Source organism: Lacrimispora xylanisolvens (genome assembly GCF_002934545.1).
Classification (GTDB): domain Bacteria; phylum Bacillota; class Clostridia; order Lachnospirales; family Lachnospiraceae; genus Lacrimispora; species Lacrimispora xylanisolvens.
In genome coordinates this window covers 170,041-192,200 of the sequence record NZ_PTJA01000005.1, presented here as the reverse complement: position 1 = coordinate 192,200, position 22,160 = coordinate 170,041, and the positions used below count along the sequence as shown (strand labels likewise).

At 43.5% G+C, this 22,160-nt stretch carries 18 protein-coding genes; 17 read left to right on the top strand and 1 reads right to left on the bottom strand.

From position 1 onward, the window contains the following. Positions 1–51 precede the first annotated feature (51 nt). From BXY41_RS11290 to BXY41_RS11225, 14 genes are all read left to right on the top strand, one after another. A complete protein-coding gene (locus BXY41_RS11290; protein WP_104436945.1) occupies positions 52–1,185 on the top strand; it encodes an ABC transporter ATP-binding protein in 1,134 nt (377 codons plus the stop codon). Further along, on the top strand, positions 1,186–2,751 hold the full coding sequence (locus BXY41_RS11285; RefSeq protein ID WP_104436944.1) for an ABC transporter permease/substrate-binding protein: 1,566 nt from the start codon (positions 1,186–1,188) through the stop codon (positions 2,749–2,751). Then, the gene (locus tag BXY41_RS11280) at positions 2,748–3,026 is read left to right on the top strand and encodes a hypothetical protein (protein WP_104436943.1); all 279 of its coding nucleotides are present in this window, start codon (positions 2,748–2,750) and stop codon (positions 3,024–3,026) included. Before BXY41_RS11285 ends, BXY41_RS11280 begins: the two co-directional genes overlap by 4 nt. 156 nt (positions 3,027–3,182) lie before the next feature. Next, positions 3,183–4,562, top strand: coding sequence for an efflux RND transporter periplasmic adaptor subunit (locus tag BXY41_RS11275; protein ID WP_104436942.1), 1,380 nt, complete (start codon positions 3,183–3,185; stop codon positions 4,560–4,562). Positions 4,563–4,574: 12 nt separating this feature from the next. Beyond that, the gene (locus BXY41_RS11270; RefSeq protein WP_104436941.1) at positions 4,575–5,393 is read left to right on the top strand and encodes an ABC transporter ATP-binding protein; all 819 of its coding nucleotides are present in this window, start codon (positions 4,575–4,577) and stop codon (positions 5,391–5,393) included. Further along, the gene (locus BXY41_RS11265) at positions 5,387–6,595 is read left to right on the top strand and encodes an ABC transporter permease (RefSeq protein ID WP_104436940.1); all 1,209 of its coding nucleotides are present in this window, start codon (positions 5,387–5,389) and stop codon (positions 6,593–6,595) included. Before BXY41_RS11270 ends, BXY41_RS11265 begins: the two co-directional genes overlap by 7 nt. Before the next feature lie 9 nt (positions 6,596–6,604). Continuing rightward, positions 6,605–7,816: an ABC transporter permease gene (locus BXY41_RS11260; protein ID WP_104436939.1), complete on the top strand. Its 1,212-nt coding sequence runs from the start codon at positions 6,605–6,607 to the stop codon at positions 7,814–7,816. A 120-nt stretch (positions 7,817–7,936) separates the two neighbouring features. After that, entirely contained in the window at positions 7,937–8,365 is a 429-nt protein-coding gene (locus tag BXY41_RS11255) for a hypothetical protein (protein ID WP_104436938.1), read from the top strand. Next, entirely contained in the window at positions 8,362–9,309 is a 948-nt protein-coding gene (locus tag BXY41_RS11250) for an ABC transporter permease (RefSeq protein ID WP_104436937.1), read from the top strand. The genes BXY41_RS11255 and BXY41_RS11250 overlap by 4 nt, the downstream gene beginning before the upstream one ends. A gap of 26 nt (positions 9,310–9,335) precedes the next feature. Continuing rightward, entirely contained in the window at positions 9,336–10,208 is an 873-nt protein-coding gene (gene cdaA, locus BXY41_RS11245) for a diadenylate cyclase CdaA (protein WP_104436936.1), read from the top strand. Further along, entirely contained in the window at positions 10,186–11,496 is a 1,311-nt protein-coding gene (locus BXY41_RS11240; RefSeq protein WP_104436935.1) for a CdaR family protein, read from the top strand. The genes cdaA and BXY41_RS11240 overlap by 23 nt, the downstream gene beginning before the upstream one ends. A gap of 46 nt (positions 11,497–11,542) precedes the next feature. Beyond that, positions 11,543–11,806: an HPr family phosphocarrier protein gene (locus tag BXY41_RS11235; protein WP_104436934.1), complete on the top strand. Its 264-nt coding sequence runs from the start codon at positions 11,543–11,545 to the stop codon at positions 11,804–11,806. 34 nt (positions 11,807–11,840) lie between these two features. Then, positions 11,841–13,556 carry a phosphoenolpyruvate--protein phosphotransferase gene (gene ptsP, locus BXY41_RS11230; protein WP_104436933.1) on the top strand — a complete coding sequence of 572 codons (1,716 nt, stop codon included), beginning with the start codon at positions 11,841–11,843 and terminating at the stop codon, positions 13,554–13,556. A gap of 101 nt (positions 13,557–13,657) precedes the next feature. Further along, complete coding sequence (locus BXY41_RS11225) at positions 13,658–14,950, top strand: O-antigen polymerase (RefSeq protein ID WP_104436932.1); 1,293 nt, start codon at positions 13,658–13,660, stop codon at positions 14,948–14,950. 78 nt (positions 14,951–15,028) lie between these two features. On the opposite strand, the gene BXY41_RS11220 is transcribed toward BXY41_RS11225, so the two are convergent. After that, positions 15,029–15,883 carry a helix-turn-helix transcriptional regulator gene (locus BXY41_RS11220; RefSeq protein ID WP_104436931.1) on the bottom strand — a complete coding sequence of 285 codons (855 nt, stop codon included), beginning with the start codon at positions 15,881–15,883 and terminating at the stop codon, positions 15,029–15,031. 137 nt (positions 15,884–16,020) lie between these two features. Here BXY41_RS11220 and BXY41_RS11215 point away from each other — a divergent pair, with 137 nt between their 5' ends. The 3 genes from BXY41_RS11215 (at position 16,021) to BXY41_RS11205 (ending at position 22,144) form a co-directional block, all read left to right on the top strand. Then, on the top strand, positions 16,021–17,046 hold the full coding sequence (locus BXY41_RS11215) for a D-alanine--D-alanine ligase family protein (protein ID WP_242980166.1): 1,026 nt from the start codon (positions 16,021–16,023) through the stop codon (positions 17,044–17,046). Beyond that, the gene (dapF, locus tag BXY41_RS11210; protein WP_104436929.1) at positions 17,043–17,903 is read left to right on the top strand and encodes a diaminopimelate epimerase; all 861 of its coding nucleotides are present in this window, start codon (positions 17,043–17,045) and stop codon (positions 17,901–17,903) included. The genes BXY41_RS11215 and dapF overlap by 4 nt, the downstream gene beginning before the upstream one ends. A gap of 425 nt (positions 17,904–18,328) precedes the next feature. Then, complete coding sequence (locus BXY41_RS11205) at positions 18,329–22,144, top strand: EAL domain-containing protein (RefSeq protein WP_104436928.1); 3,816 nt, start codon at positions 18,329–18,331, stop codon at positions 22,142–22,144. Positions 22,145–22,160: the final 16 nt, after the last annotated feature.

Below are 22,160 nucleotides of genomic sequence, written 5' to 3'. Positions count from 1 at the left end.
AACTTTAACATATAATATAAGTTGTCACTAAATAAGAAAGGAGCGTAATTGATGATAAAATTTGAGAATATTTCAAAACAGTATAAGACAAAAAAGGTTCTCAATGATATTACCTTTACCGTACAAAAAGGAAGCCTGGTGGCAATTATTGGAGAGAGCGGCTGTGGAAAGACAACGCTTTTAAAGATGATAAACCGCCTGATAAAACCTACCTCCGGAACGATTTGTATTGACGGCAAAGATACTGCTGCCATGGATGAAGTTACCTTGAGAAGAAGAATCGGCTATGTCATCCAGCAGACAGGACTCTTTCCCCATATGACCATAAGAGAGAACATAGAGCTGATCCCCAGGCTTGAGAAAATGCCGTTAAAGGACAGGGAAGAGAATACAAAAAGATTGATGCAGATGGTCGGGCTGGATTGCAGTGAGTTTTTAGACCGGTATCCTACGGAGCTCAGTGGAGGACAGCAGCAGCGTGTGGGTGTAGCCAGAGCCTTTGCTACAGACCCGGATATTATTCTCATGGATGAACCGTTTTCCGCATTGGATCCCATGACCCGTTCCGATTTACAGGATGAACTGGTGCTGCTTCAGGGCAAGCTGAAAAAAACAATCATTTTTGTTACACATGATATGGATGAGGCCATTAAAATTGCCGACATGATCTGTATTATGAAGGACGGAGACATTTTACAATATGATACACCAGAGAATATTTTAAATAATCCGTCAGATGAATTTGTATCAAACTTTGTGGGTAAAAACAGAATCTGGTCCTCTCCGGAATTTATCCGGGTATCTGATATTATGATTGACCAGCCGGTTACAGCAGCAAAAGATCTTTCCATATTAAAATGTGTGGATAAGATGCGTCAGAATAAAGTAGACACGCTGTTGATTATTGACAGGGAAAGCCGGCGCCTGGAAGGCATGGTAAAAGCCAGCGTGTTAAGAAGCGTGGAAGATAAGTCAAAACAGGCGAAAGAATATATGACCCAGGATTTTAAAGTACTGCAGCCAGATGAGAATATTCTGGATGCCTTGAAGATCGTTACCGATTATAAAGTATCTGCCGTCCCGGTTGTGGATGAAAGCAGACGTTTAAAAGGTCTGATTACAAAAAGCAGTCTGGTAACCACCTTAAGTCAGCAATATTTTGAGTATGAAGGAGGAGATGCGTAAATGAATTTTTGGACTTATATTGGAGACAGTTACCCGCAGATCATAACCTTGCTGATTGAACATGTGAAGCTGACAGCAATATCCGTGGGGCTTGCAATCTTAATTGGTGTGCCTCTCGGAATATTAATCGCCTATGCATCAAAAGCCAATAAACCAGTGCTGACAGCAGCAAATATTATTCAGGCCATTCCAAGTATGGCATTGCTGGGATTTATGATTCCGCTGCTTGGTATTGGTACCGTTCCCGCTATTGTTGCGGTTGTTCTTTATTCTCTGCTTCCCATCATAAAAAACACCTATACAGGTATCGAAAATTTAAATCCACAGACAATCGAAGCAGCCAGAGGAATTGGCCTGACGCCCTTACAGGTTCTGACAAAGGTTCAGATCCCTCTTGCCCTTCCGGTAATTATGGCAGGAGTGAGAATTGCATCTGTCACAGCAGTAGGACTTATGACCATGGCTGCATTTATCGGAGCGGGCGGACTGGGTTATCTGGTCTTTTCCGGAATCAGGACAGTGAATAACAACCAGATTCTGGCAGGAGCCATTCCAGCGTGTATGCTGGCTTTAACGGTTGACTTTATCATCGGACTGGTTGAAAAACTGGTTACCCCCATCAGTCTGCAAAAGGGAGATAAAGCAGAGAAAATAAAGAAAAGAACCGTTCAGAAAGCGGGGCTTGGTGCAGCGGCAGTTCTGCTTGCAGCCGTATTTTTATTTACTTCAATCGGCACCGGCAATCAGGAGGGCAGGACTATTTCCATCGGCTCTAAGGATTTTACGGAACAGGAAATATTGGGGAATCTGGTGGCGGATTTAGTAGAAGCAAGAACTGATATAAAAGTGAACCGCAGGCTGAGTCTGGGTGGAACTCAGGTTTGTGCAGGCGCACTAAAGAGCGGAGATATTGATCTTTATATTGAATACAGCGGAACTGCATATACAGATATGTTAAAATATCCGCCAATCAGTGATATGGAAAAGGTTTATGAAACCGTGAAAAAGGAATATGGAGAGCGTTTTGATCTGGCGGTTTTAAAACAAATGCAGTTTAACAATACTTATGTACTTGCAGTCAGCCAGGAGACTGCTAAGAAATATGGAATCGGGACAGTCAGTGATTTATCCAGGATAGCAGGTACTATGACTTCTGGCACTACGTTTGAGTTTTCCAACAGAGAAGACGGATTGACTGGAATAGAAAATACTTATGGATTTAAAATGGGTAATAAACTTACCATTGACGGCTCACCCCGCTATACCGCACTGGCTGGTGGAGAGGTGGATGTGGTGGATGCATTTGCCACGGACGGACTCTTAAAGAAATTTCAGCTAAAGACACTGACTGATGACAAACACTTTTTCCCTCCTTACTTTGCCATGCCTGTGGTAAGGGAAGAAGCACTGGAAGAATGTCCGGAATTACCAGGATTGTTAGAAGAACTGGGAGTGTTGCTCACAGACGATGTCATGGCGGAACTGAACTATAAAGTGGATGAACTGCAGCAGACCCCGGAAAAGGTGGCTGGAGATTTCTTAAGAGAAAGCGGGCTGATATCATGATTTTTTCTTTTGTGTTGTTTTTCATTCTTTCCCATTGCTTTTGCAGCCCCGGTATATGCCGGCTGATCGCTGGAGAGAAGGAACTGACACAGAAGGAAGCAGGGATTAGTTATGCGTTTGGAACGTATTTAAGGGCAGATGCATTACTTCTTTTTCTTTTATGGACATTAAGCTTTTTTTCAATCCCTTATCTTTATCAGGGAGCTGGAATGCTTTTTCTGTTTGTTACAGTTCTTTTCCTTAAAAAGATGATAAAAATTTTAAATTTACAATGATTAACAGGAGACTGCTGTAAGGAAAATTCGTTCTTACAGCAGTTTTTACGATTTATTTGGAAAAATTTAGAAAATTATAAGAATTTTAATATTTAAATCATTATAACACCCCGCTATAATAGGATAGAGACAGAAATTGATATGGAGGGTACGAGCATGAAATTTTTCAGGAAGAAAATAGAAGAAGAAATGCAAGTGGCGCAAGCCGGTCCTATGGCCGATGATGACTTTGAAAAAGAATTGGAGCATCTGATGACTGAGGAGCACGGGGGTAAAAAGAAGAAAAAGCTTTTTAAGAAAAAATGGAGCAGAAAAAAGAAAATTATTATGGGCTCTGCAGTTACTGTAGTGTTCCTTTTTATTGCCTTTAAAAGTGTGGCAGGCGGAAAAAGTGCAGCTATGCCGGTTACAGCAACACCTTTAAAGAAAGGTGAAGTTACGGAAATCCTTTCTGTAAGCGGTCCGGTACAGGGTACGGACAGTGTGGAGGTGGTTTCAAATTTACATGCTGAGATCCTGGAACTAAAGGTAAAAGAGGGTGACAAGGTAGAGAAGGGGCAGCTGTTGGCCACCCTTGATGATAAGGACGCGAAAAAAGGAGTGGATATAGCTCAGAATGCTTATGATCTTGCTGTCAGTACATATAAAGATAAACAGCTGGAAGCAGAAAATGGTTATGCCAAGGCAAAGCAGGAGTTTGAGACGGCAAAAGCAAATTACAACAGAACCCTTCTTCTTTATCAGGGTGGAAGTGCCACGGGAGTTGAGCTGGAGACTGCCACCAATACCATGAATGATGCGGCCAGGGAGCTTACCACCTATACGATTAAGGATGGGAAACCGGTAGCCAATGAATCCTATTCTCTGCAGATTGAAAAAGAAGCATTTGAGCTGGAGCAGAAAAAGGAAGCGCTGGAGAATACAAAAGTAACCAGTCCTATCGCAGGAACTGTTGTAAGGGTAAATTGCAAGGTGGGGCGTTTTGCGGATAAAACCGATGACGATAAGCCCATGTTTATCATTAATAACCTGGATGTCCTTGAGATGAAAATTAACGTAAGTGAATATTCCATCGGCAAGGTAAAAGTAGGGCAGCCGGTAGCGATTAACGCAGACATCTTAAATGGTGATACAGTAAACGGTGAAGTAACGGATATTTCCCCGACTGGAGAAGAAAAGGGAGGCGGTTCTACGGAACGTGTCATCCCAACCACCATTCGAATCATTGACCAGAATACAAAGCTGATTGCAGGAATTACGGCAAAGGCTAAAATCGAACTGCAAAAAGCCGAAGATGTATGGGTCGTTCCTATTTCGGCGCTGATTCAGAATCCCGACGGAACCATGGCAGTAGCTTCCGTTGTTAACAACACTGTCAAATACATACCTGTAAAGACCGGTGTAGAAAGCGATATTGAAGCGGAGATCATACCGGACGAAGAGGGCGCCTTAACAGAAGGTCTGCAGCTGATTGAAGCACCATCCCCTATGATTACAGATGGAATGACGGTACACGTGCTTCCGTCTCAGCAATAGGGAGGATGTTATATGTGGAAAAAGAAAGAAGTGATACCTGACTATATCACCCAGAATGTCAGCGAAGATCTGATTAAACTGGTTGATATGGTAAAGATTTATGATACCGGTTCCATTAAGGTACTGGGATTAAAGCGGGTAAACTTAACAATAAAGCGGGGCGAGTTTGTCGCCATTATGGGGCAGTCAGGTTCAGGAAAATCAACACTGATGAATATACTTGGCTGTCTGGACCGGCCAACCATGGGACATTATTTTCTGGATGGCATTGATACAGCGGATCTTCCGTCAGATGATTTATCTGCCATCAGAAATCGTAAAATCGGATTTGTTTTTCAGTCCTTTAACTTAATATCCAGAACATCGGCTTTAAAGAATGTGGAGCTTCCCATGACCTATGCCCACATCTCTAAAAAAGCGAGGGAAAAAAGAGCACTTGAGCTTTTGGAACGGGTAGGTCTGGGAACCAGATACGAACATATGCCCAATGAATTATCCGGAGGTCAGAGACAGAGGGTTGCAATAGCCAGAGCGCTGGCAAACGAGCCGCCCCTGATACTTGCAGATGAGCCCACTGGTAATTTAGATTCGGCTTCATCAGTGGAAATCATGGAATTGTTTTCCAAGCTGCATAACGAGGGAGCAACGGTAGTATTGGTTACTCACGAAGAAGATATTGCCGCGTTTACCAATCGGATCATCCGTTTCCGGGATGGAAATCTGGTCAGTGATACACCTAATATTCCCATATCAAAGCGGGAGAAGGAAGAGCTGGAAGAGCCGGAAGAGCCGGAAGAACCAGAGTATCAGAGTGGGGATGCATTATGCTGAGAGAAAATATGAGTATGGCGTTACACGCCATTAGATCCAATAAAATGCGTTCATTTCTCACTATGCTGGGCATCATTATCGGTATCGGCGCAGTGATTGCCATTGTATCTGTTGGAGACAGCATGAGAAATGTTTTTACAGATGCGTATAAAGATGTTGGTATTAACAGGGCCCTTATTCTGGTATCCTGGGAGGTGACTGATTTCCGCAGTTCCGATTATTTTGACAGAGATGAGATGGAACGGGTGAAAGAGGTCTTTCATGATAAGATAGCGTACGTTGATACCAATTCAAGCGCTGATACAGAAGCGATAAACCGCTTAAAAAAGGTGAAATTCGAATTTCAGGGGGTAGACTATAATTATACGGATGTTCAGCCCCAGAATATTATTTACGGCAGATTTATCAATGAGGCAGATGTAAAAAAAGCGGCAAACCATGTGGTACTGGAGGATAAGGGGGCAGTGCAGCTTTTTGGAACGGCCGACTGCGTAGGACGTACTTTCCGCATGACTGTCAACAAGAATACTCAGGAGTTTACTGTGGTGGGGGTATATCACAAGGATTTGTCTCCCCTGGCTGCCATGCTTCTGAACAACGGGCAAAAGCAGGCCGGATTTATCCCTGACACTGTGGTAAGTCCAAAAGGCGACCGGTTTCAGTTGCTGAATTTTTATGTTCGTGATGGAGTGAATATGAAAGAATTTCAGCCTGAAATCGTCAAATACATTGCAAAGACAAAAGGCCGCAAAGAATCAGACATCCGTGTGATGTCTGTCGTGGATCAGATGGGTGACGTGGATTCCAAGCTTTCAGCTATGTCAGCAGCGGTAGGAGGAATTGCCGCCATCTCTCTTTTAGTAGGGGGAATCGGGATCATGAATATCATGATGGTGTCGGTAACTGAGCGTACCAGAGAAATTGGAATCCGGAAAGCGCTTGGTGCCAGAACCAGGGATATTATGATTCAGTTTTTGACGGAATCGGCACTGATGTCGGCATGCGGTGGTGTGATTGGCATCATTCTTGGAGTGGCGATTGTAATGATTGGAGGAGCGGTTTTAAAAACAACCGTAATCGTAAGACCATCCGTGGTTGTTATGGCAGTGGGATTTTCCGGGCTGGTAGGTATATTTTTCGGAATTTACCCGGCTTCAAAGGCGGCTAAGGCAGATCCAATCGAGGCATTGAGGTATGAATAGGAGGGAAGCATGCTGTTTGAAAATATGACGATGGCGGTTCATGCCATAAAGGCGAACAAAATGAGATCTCTTCTTACCATGCTTGGGATTATCATTGGAATCGGATCGGTGATTGCCATTGTATCCATTGGTGATACCATGCGGTTTATGATTTCTGATATCTATAAAGATGTGGGAACAACCCTGGCGTATGTTTACATCTGGCCCTCTGACGGCAGTGATATGAGACAAAGCGATTATTTCAGCGTGGATGACGTTGACCGCATCAGGGAAGTTTACAAAGATGAGATCACATATATAGACAGTAGTTCGCAGCAAAATGTGGAAGCTGTTTTTGGCAGAAACAAGGTGAAATTCGCGCTGGAGGGGATTGGTTCCAATTATCCAAACGTTCATAAGATTAACATCATATACGGCAGGAATTTAAATGAGGGAGATATAAAAGGAAGAAAAAATCATGTTGTTCTGGAAGCAGAAGGGGCAAAAGAGCTGTTTGGTACGGAGAATGCAGTAGGTAAGTCTTTTCGGACAACGATTTACGGAGATACGGATGATTATGATGTGGTAGGAGTTTACCGCAAAGAAGAAAATCCATTCTTAGCCATGGTAGGTGGTTCTGGTGAGAATAAAGAAGGTTATCTGCCTGAGTCTATTCTGGTATGGCCCAATGATACAATTTACAATATCAGGCTTTACGCAAAAGAAGGGACTGATATGAGCTCTTTTTCTGAACGTTTTTCCCAGTATATAGCCAAGAGCAAAAATAGAAAAAGAGAAGATGTTACCTTTTATTCCGTATCCAGCGAAATGGGAAGCGTGGACCAGATTATGGGCGGTCTGTCTGCAGCCGTAGGAGGCATTGCAGCAATTTCCCTTCTGGTAGGCGGAATCGGAATCATGAATATTATGCTGGTTTCTGTTACAGAGCGGACCCGGGAAATCGGTATCAGAAAGGCTCTTGGAGCAAAAACCTGGGATGTTATGGTCCAGTTTCTCACTGAATCGGCCATACTTTCTGCAATGGGGGGAATCATCGGTGTTATAACGGGGGCAGGACTTGTTTTTCTTGGAGGCACCCTTCTTGGAATGACAGTAGTCATCAAACCAATGGTAATTATTATTGCGGTTGGATTTTCTGCGCTGGTGGGTGTGTTTTTTGGAATTTACCCGGCATCCAAAGCGGCAGGGAAAGATCCCATTGAGGCCTTACGATATGAGTAAAAAGCGCAGCAGGCATGCTGTGCTTTTTTTTCGGAAAATAAAAAATTCCTTAAAGGCTCGCAAAGTAAAAGGTTCTATGCTATAATAGGGTGATATCTTATGGTATAGTGAGGAGACTATATGCTGAGTGAAGAAAAAATTAAAATCATGACTAATCTCGCGATGTTTGAGAAACATGAAGGTAAGAGAATATTTCCGATTAACCGGTACTTCAAAAGTGACTATGTCAGCAGCAAGCTGTTCCGCTCCTTTTTCAGCTACACCTTTAGTTTTTTATCCTGTCTTCTTTTATGGGGACTTTATTACATGGAGCGGTGGCTGAATACCATGGATTTAAAGAGCCTGACAGGAACGGGTATCAGAATTGGTATCATTTATGCTGTCGGTCTCGGGGCATATCTTGGGATCAGCATCTATATATATATGAAGCGTTACGAATATGCAAGCCGGGGAATGAAGGTTTATCTGGCAAAATTAAAGAGACTGGACAAGCGCTATGATGGAAACACCAGATCAATAAAAAGAATAAAAGGAGGGCGTACATCATGATGGGCCTTCTTGTGTTAAGAGAACGATTGAAAGAGTTTTATGCAAGGTATGGAATCTATATCACTCCTGTTATCAAGTTTATATTCAGTTTCCTGGCATTTTCTTTAATGAACAAGAATATTGGATTTATGACGAAACTGACAGAACCGTTGATACCACTGGTTCTGGCTTTGGTCTGCTCATTTCTGCCTTATGGAGCTATTTCTTTTGTGGCAGCCTGCTTTATGCTCGCCCATTTATCAGGTATTTCACTGGAAGTTACTCTGGTTATGGCTGTGTTTATACTGGTGGTTGGACTTTTGTATTATGGCTTCCAGCCGGGAGACAGCTATCTTCTGGTATTGACACCGGTATTTTTCCTGTTAAAGATACCCTATGCGATCCCACTGATTGTAGGGCTTTCCGGAGGAATTGTTTCCGTTATCCCGGTGGGATGCGGTGTTTTTATCTATTTCACCCTTCTGTATGTAAAACAGAATGCAGGAGTTCTGACCAATGATTTGTCCACGGATGAGATGCAGAAGTTCATGCAGCTGATGAAAAGCCTGCTGGCCAATAAACTGATGTTAATTATGGTGCTTGCTTTTGTTTTGGCACTGTTAATTGTGGTGATAATCAAAGGGCTGTCTATGGATTATTCCTGGGTAGTGGCGATTATCGCCGGTACAATAGCACAGCTAAGTGTTATTTTCATCGGGGATATCACTGCAGATGTGTCGGTATCGGTACTTGGGCTCTTTGGAGGAGTGCTTGTTTCCCTCATACTGGCAGGGATTTATACTTTTTTCGTTTTTACAGTGGATTATACGCGTACGGAGTACGTACAGTTTGAAGATGATGACTATTATTATTATGTCAAGGCGGTTCCAAAGCTGACAGTCAGCACCCCTGATGTAAAAGTTCAAAAAATAAATGCCAGAAAGCTCCAGAGACCGCAAAGGTAAGAAGAACAAAAAGGGAGGTGGATCACATGGCAAATTTTTTAGATAAGATGTATTCCTGGGTATCATTCCTTCCCAGAATTTCAAAGACGAATCTGGTTGAGATTATTATCATAGCTGTTTTGCTGTATGAGCTTCTGACCTGGATTATGAATACAAGAGCCTGGACCCTGTTAAAAGGGATCATAGTAATCTTTGTTTTCTATGTCTTTGCTTATGTTTTTCGTTTGGATAATATTTTCTGGATACTCAATAAGATTGCTGCTCCGGCAGTAACCATGGTAATTGTGATCTTCCAGCCGGAACTTCGCAAGGCGCTTGAACAGCTGGGAAGCAAGAATCCATTTACCGGAATTCTTACGTTTGACGATGGAAGAGACAATTCCGGATTTACTGATAAGACCATTAATGAACTGGTGAAAGCCACCTTTGAGATGGCGAAAGTTAAGACAGGAGCCCTGATTGTGATCGAACGCGGCGATTCCTTAAAAGAGATTGAACGGACTGGAATCGAAGTGGGCGGAGTTGTCAGCAGCCAGCTTCTTATTAATATCTTCGAGCATAATACCCCTCTTCATGACGGTGCTGTAGTTGTCCGGGGAAACCGGGTAGCAGCAGCGACCTGTTATCTTCCTCTGTCTGATAACATGACCATCAGTAAAGATCTGGGAACCAGACACAGGGCAGCGGTTGGAGTCAGTGAAGTCAGTGACAGCCTGACCATCGTGGTTTCTGAGGAGACCGGACGGGTAACGGTTGCGTTAGAGGGAGGATTAAAGCGGATAGCAGATGCAGATATGCTGAGAACCATTCTGGCAGGAGTCAAGCAGGCGGGAGAGGAAGGAAGCAGGTTCAGGATTTTGAAGGGAAGGCGTAAGAATGAAGGAAAAGCTGTTAAATAACCTTGGACTGAAAGTTGCGTCGCTGGTGCTTGCGCTTGGGGTATGGATGGCAGTGGTGAATATATCAAACCCGGTCATTAACGATTCCCAGCTTGTTACGGTTGAAGTCCGTAACGAGGAAGCTTTAAAGGCGGCAAACTTAACCTATGAAATTGATGGCAAGGATGTTGTGGCAGTCAGCTATCAGGTGAGAACCAGAGACCGTTCTCTGGTAAAAGCATCAGACTTTCATGCGTACGTTGATTTAAAGGATTATAATGTAACGGGTGCTATTCCTATTACAGTAGAGATCAATAAAGATAAAGAAAGTCTGGTAAAAAGCGATACCATTACGGCGAAGCCCATGGTAATCCGGATTAAAGCGGAACAGCTGCAGACCAAAAAGTTTGATTTGCAGGTGGATACCAAAGGAACAGGAAAAGAAGGTTACAGACCTGGCACCATTAATCTGGTACCGGATAATGTAACAGTGGAAGGGCCGGAATCGGTAATTGGACTGATTAATCACATGGGAGTGGAGATCCAGATTAACAATAATGTGAGTTCGGATTTCAGTTCCTCAGGGACACCTCTTTTTTATGATGCAAATGGCAATAAGCTGGATCTTGCAAACAAGGTGACTGTTAATAAACCGGAGATTGATTATTATGTCCAGATGTTAAAGGCAAAGGAGCTCCCTCTTAATTACGAGGTTACGGGTCAGGTTGCCAAAGGATACCGCTATACAGGACTTGAGACAGATGTTAAGTCTGTTTCAGTGGTAGGAACCAAATCGGTGCTTGCCTCTCTTACGTCCATTGCAGTATCTTCTGATAAACTTAATATTGACGGTGCCACAAAGGATAAAGTGGTACAGCTGGATTTAAGCCAGTATCTGCCGCCGAATACCACCCTAGCAGGTGATAAATATAAAGATGTATCCGTTAAGCTGAAGGTGGAGCCGCTGACCACCCGAGTATTTACCCTTCAGCTGAATGAGCTTGATAAAAAGGGCATGTCTGCGGATTACAGCTATAGTTTCGATAAACAGACCTGTGATGTTACCGTAAAGGGGCTCAAAGAAGACTTGGATGCTTTGAAAGAAGAAAATCTAAATGCAGTACTTGAAGTCTCCGATTTAAATCCAGGCACATATCCCGGACAGCTTCATTTTGAAATTGCGGAAGGGTTTGAAATTACCGTTTACACGCCTTTTAATGTAACGGTAGCTACTGAGCCGGAGCACACAGGACCTGCACAGACGCAGGAAACCACTGTGTCAAGCACATCAGAAAGTGCGTCACAGTAAAAAGGGCCTTTTGAGGTATTATGAAGAAAAGTTGGAGGAATTCAGTATGGTCAGTGCTAAAGTTGTTATAAAGAATCCTACCGGTCTGCACCTGAGACCGGCAGGGATTCTTTGTAGGGAAGCCATGAACTTTAATTCAGTGGTGAGTTTTCGATTTAAGAACACCACTGCCAATGCAAAGAGTGTACTCAGCGTATTGGGAGCCTGCGTAAAAAGCGGCGATGAGATTACCTTTGTCTGTGAGGGAGCAGATGAAGAGGAAGCTCTGGCTACCATGATCAAGGCTGTTGAGGGGGGCCTTGGCGAATAGATTTTATCATTTTTTAATTAATAAGGAGGATTTTATGTTTAAAGGAACAAGCGCATCTGCGGGAATCGGAATTGGGAAAGCCGTTATCGTAGAAGAGACAGAACTGAAGATCAAAAAAGACACAATCACAGATGTGGATGCGGAAAAAGCCCGCTTTCAGAGGGCTGTAAACCAGGCGATGGAGGAAACCGACGCTCTGGCAAAGGATCTTGCCACAAGAGTGGGAGAAAAGGAGGCGGAGATTCTTAACGGACATCTTCTGCTGCTTTCAGATCCCATGCTGGTAGGTGAAATTGAAACTTCCATTACCGGGGAGATGGTTAACAGCGAATTTGCAATTGAGACTGTATGCAACACGTATGCAGATATGTTTGCCTCCATGGGAGATGAACTGATGCAGCAGCGTGCTACCGATATGAGGGATATCAAGACCCGTATGCAAAAGATATTACTGGGAGTCAGTTCCGTAGATATCGGAGCTCTTCCGGCAGGAAGTGTAATTGTGGCAAGAGATTTGACTCCGTCCATGACAGCTGGAATTAATCCTGCCAATGTAACTGGTATTGTGACAGAACTGGGTGGAAAGACTTCACACAGTGCGATTCTTGCAAGAGCCCTGGAGATTCCGGCAGTTGTTGCATTAGATGGCATCATGAGCCAGATTACAGACGGTACAGAACTTATCTTAGATGGATCAGAGGGAGTGGTATTTGCAGACCCGGATCAGGCAGTAAGAGAAGAGTATACCGCAAAAAGAGATGTATTCTTAAAAGAAAAGAAAGAACTGGAACAGTACATTGGAAAACCAACAGTGACAAAAGATGGAGTGACCATTGAACTGGTTGCAAATATTGGAAAACCGGAAGATGTGGATAAAGTTCTTCAGTATGACGGAGAAGGCGTTGGCCTGTTCCGTACGGAATTCCTTTTTATGGACCGGACCAGCATGCCTACCGAAGAGGAACAGTTTGAAGCATACCGCAAGGTAGCATCAGCCATGAACGGCAAGCCGGTTATTATCCGTACTCTGGATATCGGCGGAGACAAGGAGATTCCGTATATGGGTCTGGAAAAGGATGAGAATCCATTCCTTGGATATCGTGCAATCCGTTTCTGCCTGGACCGCAAGGATGATGTTTACCGTCCCCAGCTTCGTGCCCTTTTAAGAGCCAGCGCATTTGGTAATATCCGCATTATGGTGCCAATGGTAACCTGTCTTGAGGAATACCGGGAAGCAAAGGCGTTGATTGAAGAGATTAAGAAAGAACTGGATGAAGCATCCATATCCTATAAAAAAGATATTCAGGTTGGAATTATGGTGGAAACAGCCGCAGCTTCGCTGATGGCAGATGTATTTGCAAAAGAAGTTGATTTCTTCAGTATCGGAACCAACGATCTGACACAGTACACCATGTCTGTAGACCGTGGTAATGACAAGGTATCTTACCTTTACTCACCTCTGAATCCGGCTGTTTTAAGAAGCATCCGCCATGTGATTGAGTGCGGAAGAAAAGAAGGAATTATGGTAGGAATGTGCGGGGAAGCTGCAAGCGATCCCATGCTGATCCCCCTTCTTCTTGCTTTTGGCTTAAATGAGTTCAGTATGAGTGCTTCTGCTATTTTAAATGCAAGAAAGCTGATTACCGGATACAGCACACAGGAGCTTAAGGAAGTAGCCGAGCAGGCCATGACGTTCGTTACTGTAAAAGAAGTAGAAGATTATATGAAAGATTTTATTAGCCGTTCCTAATGGAATGAATGGGAAAGAATGCAGCTGTTGCCGTTAAGGCGGCTGCATTTTTTCCGAAAAAAGGTGAAAAGGCGATTATTTACTAAAGGGGATATGTTACGATGAGCGTTTATCTGATCAGTTATGCAGCATCTTATCTATTTGCAAGAGCCGGTTATTATTGGCTTTCCGGTTTAATCCTCATGCTTGCGGCACTCTTTCTCTACTGGTATGATTACAGGAGAACGGAGAATATCATTCATTTACGGGGATTGTTTTCCTTGTTCTGGGTAGGCGGAGAGGGCGTTGCCTGCTTAAAGCTTTCAGAGCTTTCTTCTGATTGGAGTATCATTACCTGGCTTTGTTTTCTGGTGGCTTACTTAGGGTTTTATATGACCTTTGAATTCATGATCAGAACACAGGGCTCTGCAGGAGGACAGCGTTCCAGCTGGTTTAGTTTTAAAGGATACGAAAAACCTCTGTTTCTGGCTATGCTGCTGACCACGGTACTGTCCCTTGGTGCATTTTTAATTGAGGCTGCTGTCCTGGGATTTATCCCATTTTTCATTAAGGGAATGCCTCATGCCTATTCCACATTCCACATCACGGGAATTCATTATTTTACTGTGTCCTGCGTTCTGGTACCGGCTCTTTCTGTGCTGTATTTCAGCATTGAGCAGGGAAGAAACGGATTCAGGCTGGTTATTACTGTGCTGATGGATTTAATCGCCTGTGCGATTCCGGTATTATGTGTTTCCCGTTTTCAGCTGATCCTGGCTGTAGGTCTGGCGATTCTTACCTATATTGCCATGGAGCACAGGCTGAAGATCATATACGGAGTGGGGCTTTTACTTGGAATGATCCCTATTTATGTGATTCTTACCATAGCAAGAGGTCATGATGTTACCTACTTAAACGGTATTTTTCAGATGAAATACAGTCAGATGCCTATTTTCATCACACAGCCATATATGTATATTGCCAATAACTATGAGAATTTTAACTGCCTGGTGGAATGGCTTCCATCCCATACCTTTGGACTTAGAATGCTGTTTCCTTTATGGGCGCTTTCCGGATTAAAATTCCTGGTACCTGCTTTGGTGGATTTTCCTATTTATGTAACCAAAGAAGAACTGACTACAGTGACTCTTTTTTACGATTCCTTCTATGATTTTGGCATCGTGGGAGTCATCTTGTTCAGCTGTATTTTGGGAGCCGTGGCATTTTTCCTGATGCGGCTTGTAAAGCGGGTAAGAAATCCAATCGGCTATCTGTTTTATGCCCAGTTTGCCATGTATTTAATTCTGTCATTTTTTACAACCTGGTACAGCAACCCTGCAACCTGGTTTTATTTCGCACTGACTGGTGCACTGTATGTGTTCTGTTCCTGGAAGAATAACGGAAGGCATGAATAAAAGAATACTCATAGGAAGATGCGCATGGATCTGGCAAATGACCGGATTCATGCGCATGTTTTATGTCTGGCAGTTATATTATAATAAAATGGTATCCTCTTTTATGGTTTCTGATGGGGAGATGTGAAACTTATTTTTGTAAGCTCTGGAGAACGTAGAATAATTTTTAAATCCGCAGGAAAAACATACGTCGGTAACGGAAATGCCGGTTCTTAAGCGTTCTCTTGCCAGCAGAAGGCGTTTTTCCGTAATATAATCGAAGAGGGTATAGCCTGTCTCTTCTTTAAAAAGATGCATCAGATGATAGCGGCTGATAAAAAATGATTCTGCAATTAAATCCACGGTCATGTCTTCTGTCAGGTGGCTGTTAATGTGATCCATGATACTTAAAATCCTGGCATCTCCGGTAGACGGTGGCAGATACTGGACTCTGTTTGTCAGAGAGGCACGGTTTAACTGAATCATAAATTCGAGGAAGACTACCTGGCAGTATAAATCTTTTGCATAGCCGTCATGAGTGCAGGCATATTCCAGATTGGTTAATGTCCGGTACAAACTGCTCTTTTCCATGGAGTGGATTCTCAGTACATGGGAATGGAGCTCTCTGGATTTTTGAAAGCAGGCGCTTAAATCATAGTCATCTGACTGATATGCGTTTAAAAATCCCGGTGAAAGATAGACAATGATTCGTTCATAAGGAATGTGAGCTGCTATATCCGGCCGGTGTATGTCGTTATGGCTTACCAGAATGATATCATATGGTTCCAGAGAATAGGCGCAGCCCTCAATCCGGTATGTAACAGATCCCTGGATAAAAATAATTATTTTATCAAAATCATGATAGTGGTAATCATAGCTCTGCTTACCTTCGTCCATAAGGTGGAACAGTTTAAAATTGCTGTTTAGATAGCCCCGTTTTTCATAGTTAATCATTGTGGCAGGTGACACCTCCCTTCCGTTTTATAATACAACACTATTTGCAATATATAAAGCATTATATTAATAGAAATGCTGGAAAGTGCTGTCTATAATAGATAGTATCAATCAAATACTGGAATGAAAAGGAATGAATGATGAAAATAGCAGTACTGGCGGGCGGATACAGCCCGGAACGGGAAGTGTCCTTATCCTCAGGAGCCATGATTACAAATGCACTGATGGAGCAGGGGCATGAAGTATGTCTGATAGATTCTTATCTGGGAATTCCGGACGGGGAAGAAATCCGGTTTTACCGTTTAGAAGACGGCATGGAATTTTCCAGTCACATTGGCGAGAGTGCTCCCGATTTAGAACATGTGAGACGGAAGGGCGGCTTACGTGGAATTATGGGAAACCGGGTGATGGAAGCATGTATGGAGTCGGAGATGGTTTTTCTGGCACTTCATGGAGGAGCAGGAGAAAACGGCCAGATTCAGGCAATTCTGGACGGATTTGGGATTCCTTATACGGGAACCGGATTCGAGGGCTGCTTAAAAGCCATGGATAAGCATCTGGCTAAGCTTTTAATGCGGGAGGAGAATATTCCAACTCCCGAATGGAGACTTTATGAAAAAGGAGCCGGGACAGAGCCTTTTGTATATCCCTGTGTTGTCAAACCATGCGGTTGCGGGTCCAGCATTGGAGTAACCATGGTGGAAGAGGAAGAGCAGTGGAAGAAGGCACTTGAGACTGCATTTTCCTGTGAAAACACGGTGCTTGCAGAGGCGAAAATTACCGGCAGGGAATTTTCAGTGGGTATACTTGGAGGAACACCACTTCCGGCTATTGAGATTAAGCCCATAAGCGGCTTTTATGATTATGAGAACAAATACCAGCCGGGTAAGACGGAGGAGATCTGTCCTGCCAGTCTTTCAAAAGAGGAAGCGGATCATCTGGCGGATCTGGCTGTAAAAGTACATAAGGTTCTTTCACTTGGTTATTACTCCAGAGTGGATTTTATGATGAAAGAAGATGGCAGTATTTACTGTCTGGAAGCAAATACATTACCGGGGATGACACCTTACAGCTTACTTCCCCAGGAAGCAAAAGCTGCAGGAATCTCTTATCAGGAACTGTGTGACTTAATAGTCAGACATGGGAAAGGGGCATTAGAATGAATATAACTTTGGAAAAATATCATGGTCTTGGAAATGATTATCTTATTTTTGATCCCAATAAAAATGAATGCAAACTGACAAAGGAAAATATCCGGCTGATCTGTGACCGGAATTTTGGTGTAGGTTCAGACGGGCTGCTGGTTGGACCCATCATGGGGCAGGATAAGCTGGAAGTAAAAATATTAAATCCCGATGGAAGTGAAGCGGAGTTAAGCGGAAACGGTGTGCGGATATTCGGAAAATATTTAAAGGATGCCGGTTATGTCCAGAAAAATAAGTTTGTAATCAACACCTTAAGCGGAGAGCAGACCATCCAGTATTTAAACGAAGAGGGAACCAAGATTAAAGTTTCCATGGGTAAACTCAGCTTTTACAGCGATGAAATACCTGTTACAGGCCCAAGAAGAGAGGTTTTAAATGAAACCATGCTGTTTGGCAGCATCCCTTACCGCGTTACCTGTGTAAGCATCGGAAATCCTCACTGTGTAATCTGGTTAAATGATATATCAAAGGATCTTGTATGCCGGATCGGGAAACATTCTGAAAATGCCGGGTATTTTCCGGAACGGATTAATACCCAGCTTTTAAAGGTGCTGGACCGCACCAACATTGAGATCGAGATCTATGAAAGAGGAGCTGGTTATACCCTTGCCTCCGGAACCAGCGGCTGCGCAGCAGCTGGAGCTGCATACCGTATGGGGCTGACAGACCCGAAGATGTATGTGCATATGCCAGGCGGGGTTCTGGAAGTGGAAATCAAGGAAGATTACAGTGTTCTCATGACAGGAGAAGTGGGTTATGTAGGCAGATTTACCCTGTCTCATGAATTTGCAGAACAGGTAAAGGCACTTCAGTAAAAAGAGATAATTGGGCATGACAGCCGTCGCAGAAAGCCGTCTGAGTAAATTTGACAGCAGAAGCGGCTGTCATGCTTTTTGCTTATCCCATAAAAATATTTATTAATAAAATAAGAAAAATTCCTTGCATATTAAACCCTGAAATTAAAAATATTTCGTCACATAATCCAAGACAGGCTTAATTTCCAGGAACGTAAAATTCCCTGTTTATCATGGAAACAGGAAAAAATTGCCTAAAAAAATTTTAGTATTATTAAAAGAATTGTGCGGGTATTTGATAAAATGTGAATAATTATGATTTGTTATGAATAAAAATTCTGCTGCGGTATATTGCTAACGTGTTGACGAAAACTACATTTTCATACTATAATATACCTTAATTTAGTTACTGCAAAGAAGATATATTGCAGGAGAGGCGGGAGCTTATGAAGCGTATGTCGTGTGAAAACGGAGAAGCTGGTATTTACATAATTGACCAGGATTACAAGATTGTATATCTGAATGATATGGCAAAATTATATTATCCGAATTTACAGGTAGGAATGCACTGCTATCAAGGAATAGGAGTAAAATCAGCTCCCTGTACGGACTGCCCCTGGACAGGTGAGAACAGCGGTCCGGTGATTTCTTATAATACTGCCTCTCAGGCCTGGATGGCAATTTCTTCCGGGCAGATTGACTGGCCGGGCAGTGAAAACTGCAGGCTTATTATGTCACGGCCGGTAGATGAAAAAAATAAAAATCTGTTCTATTATCTGACTGAGTCAACGGTATATGACGGATTGCTGGAACTTAATTTTTTAGCGAATACTTATAAAGTTTTATTTCATGATAGTGAAAAGCTTGAATTGTCTCCTGAGGAAGGCCGGTTGGATCAGATTCTCACGGAAACACTGAATTTCATGGTGCATCCCGATGAAAAGCAGAGCTTTGAAGAATTTTGGGATTTATCATCCATGGCCTCTCGTTTGAGGGACAGTGACCGGGTATTAAGGGGAGAGTTCCGCAGGAAGATGCCAGGTGACGGATACTGCTGGATGAATCTGATTCTTGTTTTATTCCGCAGCGGGGAAGAGCCGGATAAAGATGCCATCATTATGTGTTATATCCAGGATATCGATGAGCGAAAGAAAAAGGATGAAGAAGAGGAAAGACGGCTCAGGGAGATAAGGGAAGAGACGGATTCCATGACAGGTCTTTACCGTTATGGTCCATTTTTTGAGAAGGCGGATTATCTTTTAAAAAATACAGATTCTACCGGATTCTTTATGGTGGCAATCGATATTGAACATTTTAAGCTGTTTAATGAATGGTACGGAGAAGAGGAAGGGGATCGTTTCCTAATAAGAATTGGCGATTATTTAAAAGAGATCGAGAAGTTTTACTCTTCTGTCGCCGGTTATATGGGCGGAGATGATTTTGTTATCCTCATTCCCGAAGATTTGTCCGTGCTGGAAGAACTGGAGGATGTGATTAACATCTATGCCAAGCAGTATGGGGGCAACGCGGGATTTATGCCTGCGTTTGGTGTGTACCGGGTTGAGGATTTAAGTCTCCCGGTAAGCATGATGTACGACAGGGCTGCCATAGCGCTTAATTCTGTGAAGGGCAATTATACGAAACGAGTGGGCTGGTATGATCCGGGAATGAAGCGGAAGATGGAAAGTGACCAGGTTCTGCTTTCTGAAATTCAGCGGGCACTTGAGAAGAAGGAATTTATATTCTATGCCCAGCCCCAGTGCAATATGCTGACAGGCAGGATTATCGGTCTGGAATCCCTGGTCAGATGGCAGCACCCCCAGAGAGGGGTGATATCACCCGGAGAATTTATTCCGCTGCTGGAACAGAACGGCTTTATTACATATCTTGACGTGTATGTGTGGGAGATGGTATGCAGACAGCTAAGCACCTGGATTAAAGAAGGAAGGCGTCCCATCCCCATTTCGGTAAATATGTCCCGCATGGATATTTATGCCATTGATGTTGTAGAGAAGTTTAAACAGCTGGTAAGCCGCTACGAGATCGATCCCAAATATCTGGAGATTGAGATTACGGAAAGTGCCTATGCGGAAGATTATGATCTGATCCGAAAAGTTGTGGAAGATCTGCGCAGGGCCGGTTTCCCCGTGTTCATGGACGATTTTGGAAGCGGGTATTCATCCTTAAACATGTTAAAGGATGTGAATGTGGATGTAATCAAGATTGATACCAAATTCCTTGATATGAACGAGAACAGCAAGGGAAGAGGGATGGGAATCTTAGAGACCATTGTCCGTATGGCCAGAGTGATGCAGTTAAAGGTCATAGCAGAGGGTGTGGAAGAAAAGGAACAGGTTGATTTTCTCATCAATATCGGCTGCATTTACGGACAGGGCTTTTATTACCATGAGCCCCTGCCGGTACACGTATTAGAAAAACTACTGGATGAAGACAACAATTTAGATTACAGAGGTATTCAGGCACGGCAGCTAAAGCAGCTGAAGCTGGAAGATCTGTTTAACGAGAATATCATCAGCGAAGCCATGCTTAATAACATGCTTGGCGCCATTGCATTGTATGAGATCTACGAGGACCGCTGTGAGATTCTCCGTGTGAATGAGGAATATTACCGTGTGACCGGAGATAATCCAATTGATATGGAAGAACGGAAACGGTATGTGTTAAACAAGGTATACAGAGAGGACATGGACTGGGTCCTGAATATTTTTGAGGAGGCCTATAACAATCCTCTTCAGGGGGCGGAAGGAACGTTTCGCCGTTACCGCACCAGCGGAGAATTAATGTGGGTGCATCTGCGCGTCTTCTTTTTACGGGAGCAGGATGATCACCGCCTTTACTATGGAGCGGTAAGGGATGCCACAGAGCAGATGGAACAGAGGCAGAAGCTGAAAGATTCCCAGAATATGTTAAGAGATGTATTGAAGATTGCCGGTAAGAATATATCCTTTAATAATATTGCAGAAGAGAATCAATGGGCAGCCAGCGCGGTTTTTGCCCAGATGGCACCAGGCGGTTTAATCGGAGTTTACTGTGATAAGGGGCTGCCTTTGTATTTTGCCAATAATGAGATGCTTCGTATTTTAAATTACGATTCTTATGAGGAATTTGCCAGGGAGACTGATGGGCTGGGAAGAAACCTTCTGCACCCGGAAGATTTAAACATGATACAGGGGAATACCCTTCGTTTTATGGCTCCGGGAATGGAATACACGTTCCGTCACAGGCTGAGAAAAAAAGATGGAACCTGGCTGTGGATGGTGGCCAAGGGCCGGGTGGTACAGGCGGAAGACGGAAGATTTGCAATTGTAAGCGCCTGCATGGATATTACCGATACCGTACTGGCACAGAAGCGTCTTCAGGAAGCCAACAGAACCCTGCGGTTTAAAAATGACGAGCTGGAATTTTTAAGCTCTGGTATGCTGGGGGGATATTACCGCTGCAGAAAAACCGGAGATATGGAGTTTTTGTATACAAGCCCCCGATTCCTTGAGATACTCGGCTATAGCAGTAATGAGCTGAATGAGCTCTTCCAAAATCGTCTTTTAAATATGATACACCCGGGTGATAGGGAAAAAATCAGGCTCATGACGGAGACCTTAAGTCCTGATGAGAGCTTAAAGGGCGTTGAGTACCGGATCCTGACCCGCAACGGGTACAAATGGATTCTTTGCCATTCCAGATTGTCCGTGAAATCAGGGGACAGCTTCCTTTATGGAGTGATGCTGGATATTGAGGAGCTTGGCGAGTTGTATAGTCAGGTGGAGGAATGCAGAACTCCGGTACTGCCAGAGGGAGTACGGTTCTTCCAGAACCGTGATGCAGCAGTGGGGAGGATGCAGAATTATCTGTCACGCCACAGATTTTTAACTTCAGGTCTTTTGCTGTTTTCCTTTCACGGTGGAAGCACTTATCCGGCAGGAAATTCGGCAAGACAGGTATTTTTGGAACAGGCGTTGTTCATGAAGCGGTTTTTCAGAGAAGACGATATCATGTGCCTGGATGGGGATTTTGAAATCCTGATTCTGTGCCGGAATATCAAAGAAGAAGATATGAAGGTAAAATGCAGGCGCATTTTAAAGGAATTAAGATATCAGATGATGAGCCAGGTATCCAAGGCACTGCTTCCTGTCCGTGCAGGTCTGACCGTAATCCGGGTTCAGGATGACGATTTTGAGGAATGCTATGACAGAGTGAAAGCTTCCCTGTTAAAAAATGCCCTTAGCACAGATCAGGAATTGTAAAGAAAGAATAGACCTC

Coding starts and splice junctions, on each gene's coding strand:
- ptsP (WP_104436933.1), top strand. CDS start 11,841: ATGTTTAAAGGAACAAGCGCATCTGCGGGAATCGGAATTGGGAAAGCC.
- BXY41_RS11290 (WP_104436945.1), top strand. CDS start 52: ATGATAAAATTTGAGAATATTTCAAAACAGTATAAGACAAAAAAGGTT.
- BXY41_RS11275 (WP_104436942.1), top strand. CDS start 3,183: ATGAAATTTTTCAGGAAGAAAATAGAAGAAGAAATGCAAGTGGCGCAA.
- BXY41_RS11250 (WP_104436937.1), top strand. CDS start 8,362: ATGATGGGCCTTCTTGTGTTAAGAGAACGATTGAAAGAGTTTTATGCA.
- BXY41_RS11235 (WP_104436934.1), top strand. CDS start 11,543: ATGGTCAGTGCTAAAGTTGTTATAAAGAATCCTACCGGTCTGCACCTG.
- BXY41_RS11240 (WP_104436935.1), top strand. CDS start 10,186: ATGAAGGAAAAGCTGTTAAATAACCTTGGACTGAAAGTTGCGTCGCTG.
- dapF (WP_104436929.1), top strand. CDS start 17,043: ATGAATATAACTTTGGAAAAATATCATGGTCTTGGAAATGATTATCTT.
- BXY41_RS11280 (WP_104436943.1), top strand. CDS start 2,748: ATGATTTTTTCTTTTGTGTTGTTTTTCATTCTTTCCCATTGCTTTTGC.
- BXY41_RS11215 (WP_242980166.1), top strand. CDS start 16,021: ATGATGAAAATAGCAGTACTGGCGGGCGGATACAGCCCGGAACGGGAA.
- BXY41_RS11220 (WP_104436931.1), bottom strand. CDS start 15,883: ATGATTAACTATGAAAAACGGGGCTATCTAAACAGCAATTTTAAACTG.
- BXY41_RS11265 (WP_104436940.1), top strand. CDS start 5,387: ATGCTGAGAGAAAATATGAGTATGGCGTTACACGCCATTAGATCCAAT.
- BXY41_RS11205 (WP_104436928.1), top strand. CDS start 18,329: ATGAAGCGTATGTCGTGTGAAAACGGAGAAGCTGGTATTTACATAATT.
- BXY41_RS11260 (WP_104436939.1), top strand. CDS start 6,605: ATGCTGTTTGAAAATATGACGATGGCGGTTCATGCCATAAAGGCGAAC.
- cdaA (WP_104436936.1), top strand. CDS start 9,336: ATGGCAAATTTTTTAGATAAGATGTATTCCTGGGTATCATTCCTTCCC.
- BXY41_RS11270 (WP_104436941.1), top strand. CDS start 4,575: ATGTGGAAAAAGAAAGAAGTGATACCTGACTATATCACCCAGAATGTC.
- BXY41_RS11285 (WP_104436944.1), top strand. CDS start 1,186: ATGAATTTTTGGACTTATATTGGAGACAGTTACCCGCAGATCATAACC.
- BXY41_RS11255 (WP_104436938.1), top strand. CDS start 7,937: ATGCTGAGTGAAGAAAAAATTAAAATCATGACTAATCTCGCGATGTTT.
- BXY41_RS11225 (WP_104436932.1), top strand. CDS start 13,658: ATGAGCGTTTATCTGATCAGTTATGCAGCATCTTATCTATTTGCAAGA.